Source organism: Vibrio sp. JPW-9-11-11 (assembly GCF_013369335.1).
Taxonomy (GTDB): Bacteria; Pseudomonadota; Gammaproteobacteria; order Enterobacterales; family Vibrionaceae; genus Vibrio.
The window spans coordinates 825,592-840,737 of sequence record NZ_SZQJ01000005.1 but is presented as its reverse complement, the minus strand read 5'-3'; the positions used below and the strand labels follow the sequence as shown (position 1 = coordinate 840,737).

16 protein-coding genes and 1 riboswitch are annotated in these 15,146 nt (G+C 47.5%); of the genes, 11 read left to right on the top strand and 5 right to left on the bottom strand.

Annotated features, from left to right (window positions below; translation table 11 throughout):
* Positions 1–59 precede the first annotated feature (59 nt).
* Positions 60–1,454 carry a quorum-sensing sigma-54 dependent transcriptional regulator LuxO gene (gene luxO, locus FCU94_RS09525; protein ID WP_176288296.1) on the top strand — a complete coding sequence of 465 codons (1,395 nt, stop codon included), beginning with the start codon at positions 60–62 and terminating at the stop codon, positions 1,452–1,454.
* Positions 1,454–1,795 carry a quorum-sensing phosphorelay protein LuxU gene (gene luxU / locus FCU94_RS09520; protein WP_176288295.1) on the top strand — a complete coding sequence of 114 codons (342 nt, stop codon included), beginning with the start codon at positions 1,454–1,456 and terminating at the stop codon, positions 1,793–1,795. The genes luxO and luxU overlap by 1 nt, the downstream gene beginning before the upstream one ends.
* Here the strand turns inward: luxU and yvcK are convergent.
* Entirely contained in the window at positions 1,781–2,668 is an 888-nt protein-coding gene (gene yvcK, locus FCU94_RS09515; RefSeq protein WP_176288294.1) for a uridine diphosphate-N-acetylglucosamine-binding protein YvcK, read from the bottom strand. The two genes, luxU and yvcK, sit on opposite strands and share 15 nt — an antisense overlap.
* A 166-nt stretch (positions 2,669–2,834) precedes the next feature.
* Positions 2,835–2,971: riboswitch (molybdenum cofactor riboswitch) on the top strand.
* Between yvcK and moaA the strand changes: the two genes are divergently transcribed.
* From moaA to moaE, 5 genes are all read left to right on the top strand, one after another.
* Positions 2,960–3,949, top strand: a complete 990-nt coding sequence (gene moaA, locus FCU94_RS09510) for a GTP 3',8-cyclase MoaA (protein ID WP_176288293.1) — start codon at positions 2,960–2,962, stop codon at positions 3,947–3,949. (Overlaps the previous riboswitch by 12 nt.)
* Before the next feature lie 70 nt (positions 3,950–4,019).
* Entirely contained in the window at positions 4,020–4,532 is a 513-nt protein-coding gene (gene moaB, locus FCU94_RS09505) for a molybdenum cofactor biosynthesis protein B (protein WP_176288292.1), read from the top strand.
* Positions 4,533–4,545: 13 nt separating this feature from the next.
* On the top strand, positions 4,546–5,025 hold the full coding sequence (gene moaC, locus FCU94_RS09500) for a cyclic pyranopterin monophosphate synthase MoaC (protein WP_176288291.1): 480 nt from the start codon (positions 4,546–4,548) through the stop codon (positions 5,023–5,025).
* Positions 5,022–5,267 (top strand): molybdopterin synthase sulfur carrier subunit, encoded by a 246-nt coding sequence (moaD, locus tag FCU94_RS09495; RefSeq protein WP_176288290.1) that lies wholly within the window; start codon positions 5,022–5,024, stop codon positions 5,265–5,267. Before moaC ends, moaD begins: the two co-directional genes overlap by 4 nt.
* A gap of 1 nt (position 5,268) precedes the next feature.
* Positions 5,269–5,724: a molybdopterin synthase catalytic subunit MoaE gene (gene moaE, locus FCU94_RS09490; RefSeq protein WP_176288289.1), complete on the top strand. Its 456-nt coding sequence runs from the start codon at positions 5,269–5,271 to the stop codon at positions 5,722–5,724.
* A gap of 42 nt (positions 5,725–5,766) precedes the next feature.
* Here moaE and FCU94_RS09485 read toward each other — a convergent pair whose 3' ends face one another.
* Positions 5,767–6,729, bottom strand: a complete 963-nt coding sequence (locus FCU94_RS09485) for a diguanylate cyclase (protein ID WP_176288367.1) — start codon at positions 6,727–6,729, stop codon at positions 5,767–5,769.
* 82 nt (positions 6,730–6,811) lie between these two features.
* On the opposite strand from FCU94_RS09485, the gene nrtS reads away from it, so the two are divergent.
* The 4 genes from nrtS (at position 6,812) to udp (ending at position 11,032) form a co-directional block, all read left to right on the top strand.
* The gene (gene nrtS, locus FCU94_RS09480; RefSeq protein WP_176288288.1) at positions 6,812–7,012 is read left to right on the top strand and encodes a nitrate/nitrite transporter NrtS; all 201 of its coding nucleotides are present in this window, start codon (positions 6,812–6,814) and stop codon (positions 7,010–7,012) included.
* A gap of 124 nt (positions 7,013–7,136) precedes the next feature.
* Positions 7,137–7,553 (top strand): CBS domain-containing protein, encoded by a 417-nt coding sequence (locus FCU94_RS09475; protein WP_176288287.1) that lies wholly within the window; start codon positions 7,137–7,139, stop codon positions 7,551–7,553.
* 164 nt (positions 7,554–7,717) lie between these two features.
* The gene (locus FCU94_RS09470; RefSeq protein ID WP_176288286.1) at positions 7,718–10,018 is read left to right on the top strand and encodes a zinc/cadmium/mercury/lead-transporting ATPase; all 2,301 of its coding nucleotides are present in this window, start codon (positions 7,718–7,720) and stop codon (positions 10,016–10,018) included.
* A gap of 255 nt (positions 10,019–10,273) precedes the next feature.
* On the top strand, positions 10,274–11,032 hold the full coding sequence (gene udp, locus FCU94_RS09465) for a uridine phosphorylase (protein ID WP_176288285.1): 759 nt from the start codon (positions 10,274–10,276) through the stop codon (positions 11,030–11,032).
* Positions 11,033–11,104: 72 nt separating this feature from the next.
* On the opposite strand, the gene FCU94_RS09460 is transcribed toward udp, so the two are convergent.
* From FCU94_RS09460 to metG, 3 genes are all read right to left on the bottom strand, one after another.
* Entirely contained in the window at positions 11,105–11,851 is a 747-nt protein-coding gene (locus FCU94_RS09460; protein ID WP_176288284.1) for a substrate-binding periplasmic protein, read from the bottom strand.
* 129 nt (positions 11,852–11,980) lie between these two features.
* Positions 11,981–12,793, bottom strand: coding sequence for a hypothetical protein (locus FCU94_RS09455; protein ID WP_176288283.1), 813 nt, complete (start codon positions 12,791–12,793; stop codon positions 11,981–11,983).
* A gap of 199 nt (positions 12,794–12,992) precedes the next feature.
* Positions 12,993–15,068: a methionine--tRNA ligase gene (metG, locus tag FCU94_RS09450; protein ID WP_176288282.1), complete on the bottom strand. Its 2,076-nt coding sequence runs from the start codon at positions 15,066–15,068 to the stop codon at positions 12,993–12,995.
* Positions 15,069–15,146 lie beyond the last annotated feature (78 nt).

Here is a 15,146-nt window from a genome sequence, read left to right as displayed (position 1 = left end):
CAAAATGCAAAGCTGAATGCAATCATTTACACAGAATGCAAATATAAAACGGCTAGGTTATGCAACAAGTACTCGATGCTCAAAAAGCGAAATATTTGTTGATGGTAGAAGATACGGCGTCAGTCGCGGCGTTGTATCGATCGTATCTGACACCACTACAAATAGACATCAATATTGTCGGCACAGGACGTGACGCGATAGAGAGCCTCAATTTCCGCACTCCCGATCTTATCCTACTTGATTTACGTCTGCCTGATATGACAGGGATGGATGTCCTTCATGCAGTAAAAGAGAAAAATCCCGATGTGCCCGTTATTTTTATGACTGCACACGGCTCTATCGACACCGCGGTAGAGGCGATGCGCCATGGTGCTCAAGACTTTTTGATTAAGCCCTGTGAAGCTGACCGATTGCGCGTGACCGTGAACAATGCGCTGCGCAAAGCGAACAAACTAAAAAATGAGGCTGATAAGTCAGGTAGCCAAGGTTATCAAGGGTTTATTGGCAGTAGCCAGACCATGCAAGCGGTTTATCGCACTATCGATTCAGCCGCAAGCAGTAAAGCCAGTATTTTCATTACTGGTGAAAGTGGTACGGGTAAAGAAGTCTGTGCTGAGGCGATCCATGCCACCAGTAAACGCGGTGATAAGCCATTTATTGCGATTAACTGTGCCGCTATTCCCAAAGATTTGATTGAAAGTGAGCTATTTGGTCACGTTAAAGGCGCGTTTACCGGTGCTGCCACTGATAGGCAAGGGGCTGCGGAGCTCGCCGACGGCGGCACTTTGTTCTTGGATGAACTGTGTGAGATGGACTTAGACCTACAAACTAAGCTATTGCGCTTTATTCAAACGGGGACGTTTCAAAAAGTCGGCTCGTCGAAGATGAAAAGTGTCGACGTGCGCTTTGTGTGCGCCACCAACCGAGACCCTTGGAAAGAGGTGGAAGAAGGGCGTTTTCGTGAGGATCTCTACTATCGTTTGTATGTTATCCCATTGCATTTACCCCCTTTGAGGGAGCGTGGTGATGATATTATTGAGATAGCCTATTCGTTGCTTGGCTATATGTCTAAAGAAGAAGGAAAAGATTTTGTCCGTTTAGCGCCGGAAGTGGTCGAGCGTTTTGCGCGTTATGAGTGGCCGGGAAATGTACGCCAACTGCAAAATGTGTTGCGCAATGTTGTCGTGCTCAATAATGGTCGTGAAATTACCCTAGACATGCTGCCACCCCCGCTCAACCAGCCTGCAAAGAGCGAAATTCGTGTGGCGTTGACAACCAATGACACCGTCTCTGTTCAGGATATTTTTCCATTATGGCTGACAGAAAAAAATGCGATCGAGCAGGCGATCAAAGCGTGCGATGGTAACATTCCTAAAGCCGCAGGATACTTGGATGTGAGTCCGTCGACTATCTATCGTAAATTACAATCTTGGAACGCGAAGGAAGTGCAATAGTGGACATATTAGAGCAAGCGAAGATAGACAGATTGGCTAATGAAATTGGCCAAGAGAATGTCCCCGTATTACTGGAGATTTTTCTTGGTGAACTGAGAAACTACATTTCAACCTTATCCAGTCAGGGAAGCCAAGATCAAGACGCTTATTTGCAAGAGATTAGCCATGCACTAAAAAGCAGCGCGGCAAGTTTTGGAGCGGAGGCATTACGCCACTATTCGGTAGAGTTAGACTCGCGAGCGAAAGCCGGCGAGGCTTTAGACTCAGAGCAAGACAAGCAGCAGATGCTATCTCTGCTACAGCAAACCGAGCAGAGATATCAACAGTTAGTCGGCAAGTAAGCTCTCGATCGCTTGTTGCAGTTTAGTACGGTCATGCCGCCAATCTCGATTGGTTGAGGCGAGTGGCGTTGTGACACAGTTCCATTGTGTTAATTCAGGGTGTGGTTCGTCGCCTAACACTACGTCTATTCGACGACCGTGACAGGCCCGTTCGCACCAACCAAGCTTCTCTTCTAAACTCATTTTGCCAGCAGGGCCAAATTCTGGTGATAAGTTCTCGACAAAGATCAAGAGAGCCTTGCGGTTACTGGCGATGGCACGTCCCACTTCGGCAAGAAGTAGAGGCGGCATAATGCTGGTGAGAAAGCTCCCCGGGCCGAGAATAATCGCATCGGCCTGCTCTATCGCTAGTACGCCCTCTTTGGTCGCAGGTACTTCTGGTTCTAAATCAAGGCGAATCAATTTGTCTGGCATTTCATCGACATTTGTTTCGCCTGTTACCCACTGTCCGTTGCCAGCGAGCGCTTTCAAATCTGAAGGGTACTCCGACATGGGAATAATATTGACGTCGACTTTGAGCATATTGCGGATCAGGTTGGTGGCATCGAGTGGACGCACGGAAAGGTTATCGAGCGCAGTGAGCATTAAATTGCCTAAGTTGTGTCCATCTAATTCACCTGTTCCCTTGAAGCGGTATTCAAACATCATGGAACTAATCGAAGGCTCCGTAATTAACTGATTGATACAGTTACGGGTATCTCCCCAAGCAATGCCACCTTGGCAGTTACGAATCCTACCCGTCGACCCGCCATTATCGGTTGTTGCGACGATGCCAGTTGCATTGGAACCAAAGTCTTTGAGTGCCGCGAGCATCCGACCGAGGCCGTGACCTCCACCTACGGCGACTATTTTTTTGCTAGCGTAAAGTGTCATGCTGAGCTTCTATTTTTGTCATAACCAACTACAATTTAGAATATTGTATTCATATTAAATACTCATTATGAGGTAATTTGCGCCCTAAGCACGATTTTTTCGTTTGTGGGCTGGAATCACACATAATTATTAAGTATTTTAATACCCAGCTACTACCGCGAATAGGTAGTTGCCATAGCTCCGAGCTCAGTAGGCTAAGTTCACAATGAATACGCTGACTGAGCCAGTGACATACCGTCACAAGGGCATAATTGGAAATGATTATGCCTCCCGTGTTTGGAAAGGTGTTCCGTGGCGCAACAATTCGAAGATAGATTCCATCGCAAGTTTTATTATTTGCGACTCTCTGTTACAGACGTTTGTAACTTTAAATGCACATATTGCCTGCCTGATGGTTATCAACCTTCGGGGCAGAAAAACTCATCCTTTTTATCTCTACCCGAAATTCAACGTGTAGTCAGTGCCTTTGCCGAGTGTGGTACGTCAAAAGTACGTATCACTGGGGGGGAGCCCAGCCTGCGCAAAGACTTTAATCAGATTATTGCGACGGTCGCTTCAACGCCTGGGATCGAAAAGGTTGCGACAACCACTAACGGCTACCGTATGGCCAAGCAGGTCGCACAGTGGCAAGAAGCTGGTCTGACGCATATTAATGTCAGTGTTGATAGCCTAGATCCGCGCATGTTCCATCAGATCACGGGTGAAAACAAGTTTACTCAGGTGATGCAAGGGATAGACCGCGCTTTTGAAGTTGGCTATGAGCAGGTCAAAGTGAATGTGGTGTTGATGAAAGATCTCAACGCTCATGAGTTACCAGCGTTTCTCAAATGGATTAAAGATAGACCGATTCAACTGCGTTTTATAGAACTAATGCAGACGGGGGAAATGGACCAACTGTTCCAACGTCATCACGTCTCTGGAGTGGCGATTCGCAATCAACTGATCGCAAACGGCTGGTTGTTAAAGGTTCGAGCCAATAATGATGGTCCCGCTCAAGTGTTTGTTCACCCCGATTATGAAGGGGAAATTGGTCTTATCATGCCCTATGAAAAAGACTTTTGTGCGAGTTGCAACCGCCTTCGCGTCTCCGCGACCGGAAAGCTGCACTTGTGCCTATTTGGTGAACAAGGTGTAGAACTGCGTGATCTGCTTGAGCACGAACAGCAGCAAGGTGCGTTGATTGAGCGCATTCAGTCGCAGTTGCAAACTAAGTCGGTCAGTCACTTCCTTCACGATGGTAACTCAGGGATGACACCACACTTGGCGTCCATCGGCGGTTAATATATTGATATTTTTGGTCTTTAAACAGTACGTTTAACAGGCGAGTTCTTTGATTAAAATAGGTGAACAAATGGGTCACGCAGAAAGCAAATTTCAACCAGCAAACATTGCAGTACTGACGGTTTCAGATACACGCACCGAAGAGAATGATACCTCGGGCGGCTACCTTGTGGATCAAGCTAAAGAAGCAGGGCATAAAGTGGTCGATAAGCAAATTGTTATCGATGACATGTATAAGATTCGCGCCATAGTGTCACAGTGGATTGCCGATGAAAGTGTTCAAGCTGTGATGATTACCGGTGGCACAGGTTTTACCTCTCGTGACAGTACGCCAGAGGCATTAAAACCACTATTCGATAAAGAGGTGGAAGGTTTTGGCGAGCTGTTTCGTATGGTTTCATACGAAGAAATTGGTACTTCAACCATCCAATCGCGTGCTATCGCGGGTTTTGCCAATCATACCGTGATTTTCGCCATGCCGGGCTCGACTGGCGCGTGTCGCACGGGTTGGACCAAAATCATCAAGCAGCAACTGGATGCCAGTCATCGCCCTTGTAATTTTATGCCTCACCTAGCCGTGTAATTAGGATGCAGTGATGAATGACTTTACCCACATCAATGCCTCTGGTGAGGCGAATATGGTCGATGTGTCTGCAAAGGCTGAAACGGTCCGAGAAGCCCGTGCCGAAGCATTTGTGCATATGGCGCCTGAAACTTTGCAGTTGATTGTTTCTGGACAACACCACAAAGGGGACGTGTTTGCTACGGCACGTATTGCGGGGATTCAAGCCGCTAAGAAAACCTGGGATCTGATTCCGCTTTGTCACCCGCTATTACTATCCAAGGTCGAAGTGCAGTTGGAGGCAATAGAAGCTCAGAATATGGTGCGTATCGAATCTGTATGTAAGTTAGCGGGCAAAACCGGCGTTGAGATGGAAGCATTAACGGCTGCGTCTGTGGCGGCGTTGACCATTTATGATATGTGTAAAGCCGTGCAAAAAGACATGGTAATTGGTCAAATACGTTTATTAGAAAAAACAGGCGGCAAGTCTGGCCACTTTAAGGTAGAAGCATGATTAAAGTACTCTTTTTTGCCCAAACTCGTGAGCTGGTTGGCGTCGATGAACTTGAGCTAACGGGTGAGTTTGCTACCGTTGAGCAAGTCAGAAGCCACCTTGTACAACAGCCAGGTAAATGGGACTTAGCGCTAGAGCCCGGTAAGCTGCTTGCGGCTGTCAATCAATCCATTGTGCCTCTCGACCATGCTGTAAAACCCGGTGATGAAGTGGCCTTTTTCCCGCCCGTCACTGGAGGTTAAGATGAAGAGTCGAGTCTTAGTCTCTCGCGATGATTTTAATGTTGGTGACGAATACCATTCCTTAGCCGAGGGCGCCTCTGCGGGCGCAGTGGTGACCTTTGTTGGTAAAGTACGTGATATGAATCTAGGCGATAGCGTCACTGGCCTATCGCTTGAGCATTACCCGGGAATGACAGAAAAAGCGTTGAGTGAGATTTGCGATCAAGCGGAACAGCGCTGGCCGTTACTCCGAACCCGTATAATTCATCGGATTGGTGACTTAGACATTGGTGACCAGATCGTGTTTGTCGGTGTCTCAAGTGCTCATCGTGGTGCGGCGTTTGAAGCGTGTGAATTTATTATGGACTTTCTTAAAACCAAAGCGCCATTTTGGAAAAAAGAGCGCACGACAGAGTCATCGCGCTGGGTTGAATCGCGTGATTCTGACGCACAAGCGGCCAAACGCTGGCAGTGCTAAAACTTAATACTATCGAAAGCTCCCAAGCATGAGGGAGCTTTTTTATTTTTCGCTCAATTGATGAATAGAGCCCCTTTGCCGACTTTTGGCATAAAACAGGGCTTTGTCGGCAATGGCGATCAGTTGTTCGGCATCCATATGCTCTGGCACTAAAGCACAGTGCTGAATGCCGATGGTTGCAGTCAGGTAATCCTCGACACAAGAGGCTCGATGGGCGATTGCCAGCGCTTTTATCTCTTGCTGGAGTTGATGGGCACGGGCCAAGCATTCTGATTGAGATACCTTAGGCATAAAAACGAGAAACTCGTCGCCGCCGTACCGAAAACAGAGCTCTCGACTTGACGACCACCGCACAATGGCATGACTGATGGCTTTGAGTACCTCATCGCCTTTGAGGTGACCATAAAAATCGTTGTACTCCTTAAAACAGTCCACATCGATCATCAAAACGGCGCAGCCAGTGAGCTTCACTTTGGCAAGTTCAATCGCATCGGGAAGCAACGAATCGAGAGCATAGCGATTGTAAACTTGCGTGAGGTGGTCGACATAGGTACGTTTTTCTAGTTCGAGTTGTTGCTCGGCCATCGTTTCGAGTGCTTTTTTGTATTCGGTGATATTTCTAACCGTCCACAATACTAAGGAAGTCTCAGGCAAGGGGATGACCAATGCACTAAAGTGCTGCACTTCTCTTGGTCCATCCATACCTTTAAAGCAGGGGAGCGCTTTGGGATCTAAGCTATACTCGAGTTCAGACGGCCGCTGACTGTCTAATACATCGACAATCACTTGGCTAAACCAAATGGCTTTGTCGGGGGGCAGCACTTGGTACTGATTGAGCCCTATTAGCGCCGCTGGATCGTGGTGTCGTTTCTTGTCTTGACCTCCCCAGGCTTCGACATACGTCCCTGACTTATCGATAAGGAAGGTCGGCTCTGGTAATGCTTCAAAAACGCTGTGCATCAAATCGGGGTTGTGAGCGAGGTGGGCAGAGAAAGTCGAGTTCACCATGTAATCCCCAAGTTGAAGTTACTGCTATTTATAGTTTAGACAGTTAATACTAGAAGGGTAGGAAACTAAGGGGAATATGATGTCCAAACTAGCATTGAAACGGGCGTTGATTATCGCTCTGGTTGTTGGAACCTTGCTCAACGTCATTAACCAGTATGATGCAATGCTGAGTGGGGAGACACTCAATTGGCTCAAGCTACTACTGACATACTGTGTTCCATTTGCTGTGTCACTTTTTAGTGCATGGCTTGCCAAGCGCGATGCTCCTAAAGTTGATTGATGTTAAGTTATTTCACCGATAGCTGGGACCTATCGGAAAAATTGTTGAATTCCATTTAGTAAAATCAAGAAATTAGGCAACACTTACAGTATATGCAGCTTAGCTTGCTAGTAAGGAGACTCAAATGGAATCACTCAAAGTAAAAGACTACATGACCCTGCAAGCGGTTACCTTTACCCCAGAAATGTCGCTCAGTGCCGCGCTCGACAAAGTGATGAATTCTCGCTATCTCGGTGGGCCTGTTGTTAACGAGCGTCGTGAAGTCATTGGTTTTTTATCCGGTCAAGATTTACTCGAGAAATTGATTAACGTTAGTTACTACTGTCAAGACAGCCATACTGTTGCAGATTGTATGCATCCTGAAGTTCTCTCTGTTACCTCGGAAACCTCGATCATCGAGTTAGCAGAGATGATGAAAGTCGGTAAGCCTAAGGTTTACCCTGTTATCGACAGTGGTAAGTTAGTTGGGATCATCACTCGTCGAGATGTCTTGCGTGCCATTGGCAAAAACATCAATGATTGCTTCAAACACCCAGTGTAGATAAACGCAACACGGTCCTGCCAACAAGAGGTGTATTCACACCTCTTTTTAGTTTACCCCAGCGGTTGGATGCTTAATGTCGCGATAAAACAGAAAATACTATTTGACCTTGGAGTGGACTCCAAGGTTTAAACTGTAGGTGTAACATCAATGGAGATGAATTTATGTGCACCAAACACCACGCTTGTCGCGCTCAAAAAGCGACGCTCGCCCTTTCACAAATGGGATCATGTTCTAGCCCTAAAATAACCTCTATTTCTGTCCAAGAAGGTGACAGTTCAGGTTCAAGTTGCTGTGCGTCAAGTGACTGTACCAGCGGCAATGATCCTGCCGATGAGGAGAGTGACCCCAGTACAGATCAAGCTTTGACCTTTAGTTGGCAAATTGAGGGGATGGATTGTCCTTCTTGTGCGCGTAAAGTCGAAACAGCGGTGAACCGTGTCAATGGCGTTACCAGTGCTAAGGTGGTTTTTGCGACAGAGAAACTGATGGTTCAAGCTTGTCATCCAGGCATTGAGGCGCTTGTTGAACAAGCCGTCGTTGAGAGTGGATTTCGCTATGCCAGCAAAACTAAGCTCTCACAATCGAACCAGCCGCAATCGCTTGTCAAAAAATACCTCAAGGGAAATGGCCAAATTGTCGCCATTGCTTTGGCAATGGCGGTGGCTGGGATGTTTAAGCCAACGCTCCCTCAGTTGAGCGATTGGATTTTCGTCTTAACCTGTCTAGCCGGGCTTTATCCCATTGGCCGAAAGGCGTTGGCGCTGGCCAAGTCTGGAACCCCTTTTGCCATAGAAACTCTGATGAGTGTGGCGGCGCTCGGCGCGCTCTATTTAGGCGAAACCGTTGAGGCAGCAATGGTGTTACTGCTGTTTTTAGTCGGTGAGCGTCTTGAGGCGTTTGCTGCATCCCGAGCACGACGTGGTGTGCAGGCACTAATGGCGCTGGTGCCAGAGAAGGCAACCAAGATTGTCAATGGTCAACGGGTACAAGTAAAGGCGAGTGAACTACACCCTGGCGACAGGATTGAAGTGTCGCCCGGAGACAGGCTCCCAGCCGATGGAAAGCTCGATCAAGTGATGGCGACGTTCGATGAAAGCGCGTTGACGGGGGAGTCGATACCCGTCGAGCGCACTCAGGGTGAGAGTGTCATGGCTGGCGCCGTCGCCGTTGATCGCGTTGCCGAGGTGATAATCACGTCAAAACAGGGGGAAAACGCGATTGATCGTATACTCCACTTAATTGAGGAAGCGGAATCGCGCAAAGCACCATTAGAACGCTTTCTGGATAAGTTTAGTCGTTGGTATACCCCGCTAATGATGCTGGTGGCGCTACTGGTGATTGTCTTGCCGCCACTGATGTTTGCCCAGCCATGGGAAACATGGCTCTATCGTGGCTTAGCATTGTTACTGATCGCATGCCCTTGTGCCTTGGTGATCTCCACTCCTGCAGCGATTACTTCGGGTCTTGCGGCGGCGGCGAGACGAGGAGCCTTGATTAAAGGTGGTGCAGCTCTAGAACAACTTGGAAACATTCAAACTATCGCTTTTGATAAAACCGGCACTCTTACTCAAGGAAAGCCTCAAGTGACCGAGGTGGTTGGCATCAATGGTTGGAGCGACAACGAGTTATTGGCGACAGTTGCGGCCATTGAAGTGGGGTCCAATCACCCACTCGCGCTTTCTGTCGTTGCGCAAGCGAAGCGGTTAGGACTCAATTTGGTCGAAGCTGACCATAAACGTGCGCTGGTCGGCAGCGGGGTCAGTGGCTCGATTGCTGGCAAACAATACCAAGTACTGGCACCGAGCAAAGTTCAGCGTGTGATTGCACCAGCCATTAGTAGACAAATTGAAGCGTTAGAGGCGCAAGGTAAAACCGTGGTCGTTGCCCTACAAGAGGAGCAGATCATTGGCCTAGTCGCGTGGCAAGATACGTTACGCAGCGACTCGGTTGAGGCGGTCAAAGCACTGAAATCAATTGGGGTCAATGCGATGATGCTCACTGGGGACAATCCGCGCAGTGCTATGGCTATCAGCGCAATGATTGGCATTGACTACAAAGCCGGTTTATTGCCTCAAGACAAAGTGCATTATGTGGAACAACTGGCTCAAAGTAGCCATGTTGCTATGGTTGGCGATGGGATCAACGATGCACCAGCGATGAAAGCGGCTCATATCGGTATTGCGATGGGAGGAGGGACGGACGTCGCGCTAGAAGCGGCTGATGCGGCGTTAACCCATAATCGTCTGGTTGAACTGGCGGGGATGATCGAGTTGTCGCGAGCCACATTGGCGATTATTCGCCAGAATATTGCGTTAGCCTTGGGGTTAAAAGGTGTGTTTCTAGTGACTAGCCTTCTTGGCATAACCGGGCTGTGGGTGGCGGTTTTGGCCGACAGTGGTGCGACGGCTATCGTGACGTTAAATGCGCTACGTTTGCTCAGATTTAACTCACAACAAAACTAATCGTTCTACACTAAGACTACTCATTCTTTGTTTGATGCAATGGGTAGTTTTTATGCAACCATGGGTTGCATTTACTTAAAAATGTGACGCAAAACGATTTTGCGTGCAATGGTGTTGTTTGTTGCGATCATTGTTGTGATCGTTATCACTATAAGTGTTTGGTTAGTTAGTTAGAGTATATTCGTACCCGATGAATTTTAGAGCGTAACAAGTCAAACACACGACCTGACTACGCCACAATAAGGAGTTCCCCCTATGTCTCAAGCTGTATTCCACCTTGGTGTTACTGAATCTGATTTGGCTGGTGCAACATTAGCGATCATTCCTGGTGACCCAGCACGCGTGCAAAAGATTGCTGAAGAAATGGAAAATCCTGTTTTTCTTGCCAGTCACCGCGAATACACTCTTTACCGCGCAGAGCTAGATGGTAAACCTGTTGTGGTGTGTTCCACTGGTATCGGTGGTCCTTCAACGTCAATTGCAGTAGAAGAGTTGGCTCAACTTGGTGTGCGTACTTTCCTTCGTGTCGGCACGACAGGTGCGATTCAACCACATGTCAATGTGGGTGACATGATCGTAACAACGGGCTCTGTGCGTCTTGATGGTGCAAGCCTACACTTTGCGCCAATGGAGTTCCCGGCGGTGGCAGATTTTGAAATTGCCACGGCAATGAAAGCGGCAGTAGAAGAAAGCGGTGCAAACGTGCACATGGGCGTCACGGCATCAAGTGATACTTTCTACCCAGGTCAAGAGCGTTACGATACCTTCTCTGGTCGAGTGGTTAAGCGTTTCCAAGGTTCGATGCAAGAGTGGCAAGATATGGGCGTACTGAACTTCGAAATGGAATCAGCAACCCTGCTTACTATGTGTGCAAGTTCTGGTTTGAAAGCCGGTTGTGTGGCGGGCGTTATCATTAACCGCACACAAAAAGAGATCCCAGATCACTCAACATTAAAAGAGACCGAAGCTCGCTCTATTAAAGTGGTAGTGGAAGCGGCGCGTAAAATGCTGTAGCTTCCTGATAGCATAAGTATTGCAAAAAGCCCTGCGTTGTCACGCAGGGCTTTTTACATCTGATTATCGTGACTATTCAATATGATTACTGTCGATCATGATTTCATCATAACGGCCACTCGCGATCAGTCCCTCCAATCCCTTGGCAAAAACTTTCATCAGCATTTCGCTTCGCGCCTTATTCTGCTTAGTGAACAAGATATGCATTTCATCCTCAAACAGTGGTTTGTCGTTAAATGTGATTAACTGTGCTTCATCAGGGGTGAGCGTTTGTTTAATTAGGTACTGTCCCCGTATTTTCCCAGTTGGATAGGCGTCTATTCGGAGTTTTACTAACTTGTTGAAATTGGTCTCTTCGTCAATCGAGATCTCTTGGCTTATACCATATTGGTTGAGGAAGAAAACGGCTTGGTAATCTTGAGTCCCACCAATTGCGTACTGATGGAGATCATCAAACTGTTGCCAGTTGAAGTCAGCTTCTTGGTGGTGAAAGAACACCACAGTTTGAGTGAAAATAGGGTCGGAGTAGAGAAATAAAGTGCTTCGCTCAGCGTTTTCTATCCAGGGGAAAGTGCCATCGTAGGCTCCCTCACTGGCGAGCTTTAAGGAACGTGACCATGGGAAGTAATCAAGTTTGACCTGATAACCTTGGCTCTCAAAGGACTCGATAACCACCTGTTGAGCGACTTTCTCGTAAGCATGTGGTGATGAACTGGTGTAGGGAGCCCATTCGCCAATCGCGAACGTAACGAGTTTTTCTTCGGCCATGGTGCTCGCAGAGAGAAGCAAAGCGAGCGCGAGTAGGCGTAATGTATTCATGATGGCTCCATTGATAACCGCTAACGCTAAGTTTAGTTGAAATCTGTCAATCTATCCCTTCGGCGCTCTTTCTGAAGGCGGAAACCATAACGGCTCCTCTCGGGAGCCGCTGTTTGTTGTTCGATGACTTTAATTGAACGCGATTTTAGGTAAAGGCTGGTACAAGCTTTCGGTCATATCTGACAGCATCTGATCGTAAACTTGAGATATCACCAATGAAATATCAGTCGTTAGCTGATAGAGCTCTTCGTTACTGAGTGTGAGTTCGTCAGTAGCGTTGAGCTCGGTCAACGAGTGCATCGCTTTTGAACTCAGTGGTGACGCAACTGAAAGCGGACTAATGATTGATAGCTGGTTGAGCTTACGACGCATTTTGTCGCAGTAGTACTTCACTCTCAGCATACCTTCAGGGTAGTGCGCGTCTTGAATCGAAATTCTTAATTGAGTGAGTACTTCCATACTATCGAGGACTTGCTGCCAGTTCATATGGTATTCGTCGCTAATATCTTCACGACCTGACTCAATCAGCCACGCAATCGCGATTTCGTCCATAAGAAACATACAATGACGAATAGTCTTACCATGAATCACTTGGTTACGAGCGACGGACCGAGTGTTCCAATCCTTATGCAGCGCTTTGAGTTTGAGTTGTAAAATGCGGTACATCGGCTTGTTGTCGAAGTGGGCATTGGCGATCAGCTGATTAGAGCAGTTCATCATCTCATCAAATGTTTGTTCGAGCTGAGCTTGATGAATGTCGAAATGGTGACTGCTTAAAGCCTGATGAGTAATGGCACGGTGTTGGCGGCTCAATAACAACAGTTGACGTAATGAAACTAAGATATCGAACTTGCGCTCTAGACCACTATGACGCTGTTTTGAAAAGTAAAATAGGCCTAGTAATATCAGTAAAGAAAGAGCCAAAGAAATCAGCACAAACATAACTTACTCCTTGTTAATGTGTACTACTAACTAGGTAGAGCAGGTTTGATGCCAAAATTTTTTATTTTTAAAAACAGTAACTTAGTGTTTATGGCTAGTAGCTGGTGATCCAAGATGGTGCGATACAGCACTGAAAGTGTGAGTTTGGACACAAAAAAAGCCCCGTGAGACTCACGGGGCTGTTTGTGGTTCAGCGAGATTACATTACGCGCATTCCCGGCTGTGCGCCTTCGTGCGGTTCAAGAATCCATAGGTCGCTGCCACCAGGGCCAGCGGCTAGGATCATGCCTTCAGACATGCCGAACTTCATCTTGCGCGGCTTAAGGTTTGCTACCATTACCGTTAGCTTGCCTTCTAGCTCTTCAGGTTTGTACGCAGACTTGATGCCTGAGAATACCTGACGAGTTTCACCACCGATGTCCAATTGGAACTTAAGCAGTTTGTTCGCTTTTGGCACTTCCTCACAAGAGATGATACGCGCAATACGCATATCGACTGCTGCGAAAGCATCAAACTCAATTTCGTCTGCGATAGGATCTTTATCAAGTTCGGTTTGGCTGGCTTGGTTCTTGGCTGCTTCTGCCGCTTCTTTAGCTGCAACTTCTGCGGCTGCGTCTTGTTTAGAAGCTTCAATCATCGCTTCAACCTTCTTAGGGTCGATGCGGTTGAATAGGGCTTTGAACTTAGTGATCTCATGACCAGTCAGTGGTGCAGCGATGCCTTCCCAAGTAAGCTCTTCATTTAGGAACGCTTCAGTACGAGCAGCAAGTTCCGGCATGACGGGTTTTAGGTAAGTCATTAACACGCGGAATAGGTTGATACCCACAGAGCAGATGTCTTGAAGCTCTTGGTCTTTACCTTCTTCTTTCGCGACAACCCACGGTGCTTTCTCATCAACGTATTGGTTTGCTTTGTCTGCTAGGGCAGTGATCTCACGGATTGCACGGCCAAACTCACGTGTTTCGTACAGCTCTGCAATGCGGTCCGCAGCGGCAATAAATTCGTTGTACAGCTCAGGCTCTGCAAATGTCTCAGATAGCTTGCCTTCAAAGCGTTTGGTGATGAAGCCTGCGTTACGAGACGCTAGGTTAACAATCTTGTTGACCACGTCCGCGTTTACGCGCTGAGTGAAGTCTTCAAGGTTTAGATCTAGGTCATCAATACGGCTGTTGAGCTTAGCAGCGTAGTAGTAACGCAGACATTCTGGGTCTAGGTGCTCAAGGTAAGTGGCCGCTTTGATGAAGGTGCCTTTCGATTTAGACATCTTCGCGCCGTTCACCGTTACGTAGCCGTGTACGAATACGTTATCAGGCTTACGGAAACCGCTACCTTCTAGCATTGCAGGCCAGAATAGAGAGTGGAAGTAGACAATGTCTTTGCCGATAAAGTGGTAAAGCTCAGTTGTGCTGTCTTTTTTCCAGTACTCGTCGAAGTCGAGATCGTCACGCTTGTCACACAGGTTTTTGAACGAGCCCATGTAGCCGATTGGTGCGTCTAGCCACACGTAGAAGAACTTGTCTTTTTCTCCAGGGATCTCGAAACCGAAGTAAGGCGCGTCACGAGAAATATCCCATTGTTGCAAGCCAGATTCGAACCACTCTTGCATCTTGTTGGCGGTTTCAGACTGCAGTGAGCCAGAGCGAGTCCACTCCTTTAACATGCTTTCAAACTGAGGCAGGTCGAAGAAGAAGTGCTCTGAATCTTTCATCACTGGCGTCGCACCAGAGACGGCTGATTTTGGCTCAATCAACTCGGTTGGGCTATATGTTTCGCCACAGTTGTCACAGTTGTCGCCGTATTGGTCTTCTGACTTACATTTCGGACAGGTGCCTTTAACGAAACGGTCCGGCAGGAACATCTCTTTCTCAGGGTCGAACAGTTGAGAAATGGTGCGGCTAGAGATAAAACCGTTTTTTTTCAGCTCAAGATAAATGTGAGAAGCCAGTTCGCGGTTCTCTTCTGAGTGCGTGCTGTGGTAGTTGTCGAAGCTAATATCGAAACCAGCAAAGTCTTTCTGGTGCTCTTCACTGACAGCGGCGATCATCTCTTCTGGTGTGATACCCATCTGTTGTGCTTTAAGCATGATTGGCGTGCCGTGAGCATCGTCAGCACAGATGAAGTTTACAGTGTTGCCACGTAGGCGTTGGTAGCGCACCCAGATATCCGCTTGAATGTGCTCAAGCATGTGACCTAGGTGAATCGAACCGTTAGCGTACGGAAGGGCACAAGTTACCAGCATTTTTCTCGAAGAAAGAGGTCTTGGATCGTTTGCCATACTTAATATTCGCTTCTAGATAGGTATAAAAAAATAGAGAGTAATACTACCTTATCCCACCAGTGACTCCAAGGTCGG

Bases quoted from the DNA above. Each gene is read 5' to 3' on its own strand.
- luxO (WP_176288296.1), top strand. From the start codon at position 60: ATGCAACAAGTACTCGATGCTCAAAAAGCGAAATATTTGTTGATGGTA.
- yvcK (WP_176288294.1), bottom strand. From the start codon at position 2,668: ATGACACTTTACGCTAGCAAAAAAATAGTCGCCGTAGGTGGAGGTCAC.
- moaB (WP_176288292.1), top strand. From the start codon at position 4,020: ATGGGTCACGCAGAAAGCAAATTTCAACCAGCAAACATTGCAGTACTG.
- moaC (WP_176288291.1), top strand. From the start codon at position 4,546: ATGAATGACTTTACCCACATCAATGCCTCTGGTGAGGCGAATATGGTC.
- moaD (WP_176288290.1), top strand. From the start codon at position 5,022: ATGATTAAAGTACTCTTTTTTGCCCAAACTCGTGAGCTGGTTGGCGTC.
- moaE (WP_176288289.1), top strand. From the start codon at position 5,269: ATGAAGAGTCGAGTCTTAGTCTCTCGCGATGATTTTAATGTTGGTGAC.
- nrtS (WP_176288288.1), top strand. From the start codon at position 6,812: ATGTCCAAACTAGCATTGAAACGGGCGTTGATTATCGCTCTGGTTGTT.
- FCU94_RS09475 (WP_176288287.1), top strand. From the start codon at position 7,137: ATGGAATCACTCAAAGTAAAAGACTACATGACCCTGCAAGCGGTTACC.
- FCU94_RS09470 (WP_176288286.1), top strand. From the start codon at position 7,718: ATGTGCACCAAACACCACGCTTGTCGCGCTCAAAAAGCGACGCTCGCC.
- udp (WP_176288285.1), top strand. From the start codon at position 10,274: ATGTCTCAAGCTGTATTCCACCTTGGTGTTACTGAATCTGATTTGGCT.
- FCU94_RS09460 (WP_176288284.1), bottom strand. From the start codon at position 11,851: ATGAATACATTACGCCTACTCGCGCTCGCTTTGCTTCTCTCTGCGAGC.
- FCU94_RS09455 (WP_176288283.1), bottom strand. From the start codon at position 12,793: ATGTTTGTGCTGATTTCTTTGGCTCTTTCTTTACTGATATTACTAGGC.
- metG (WP_176288282.1), bottom strand. From the start codon at position 15,068: ATGGCAAACGATCCAAGACCTCTTTCTTCGAGAAAAATGCTGGTAACT.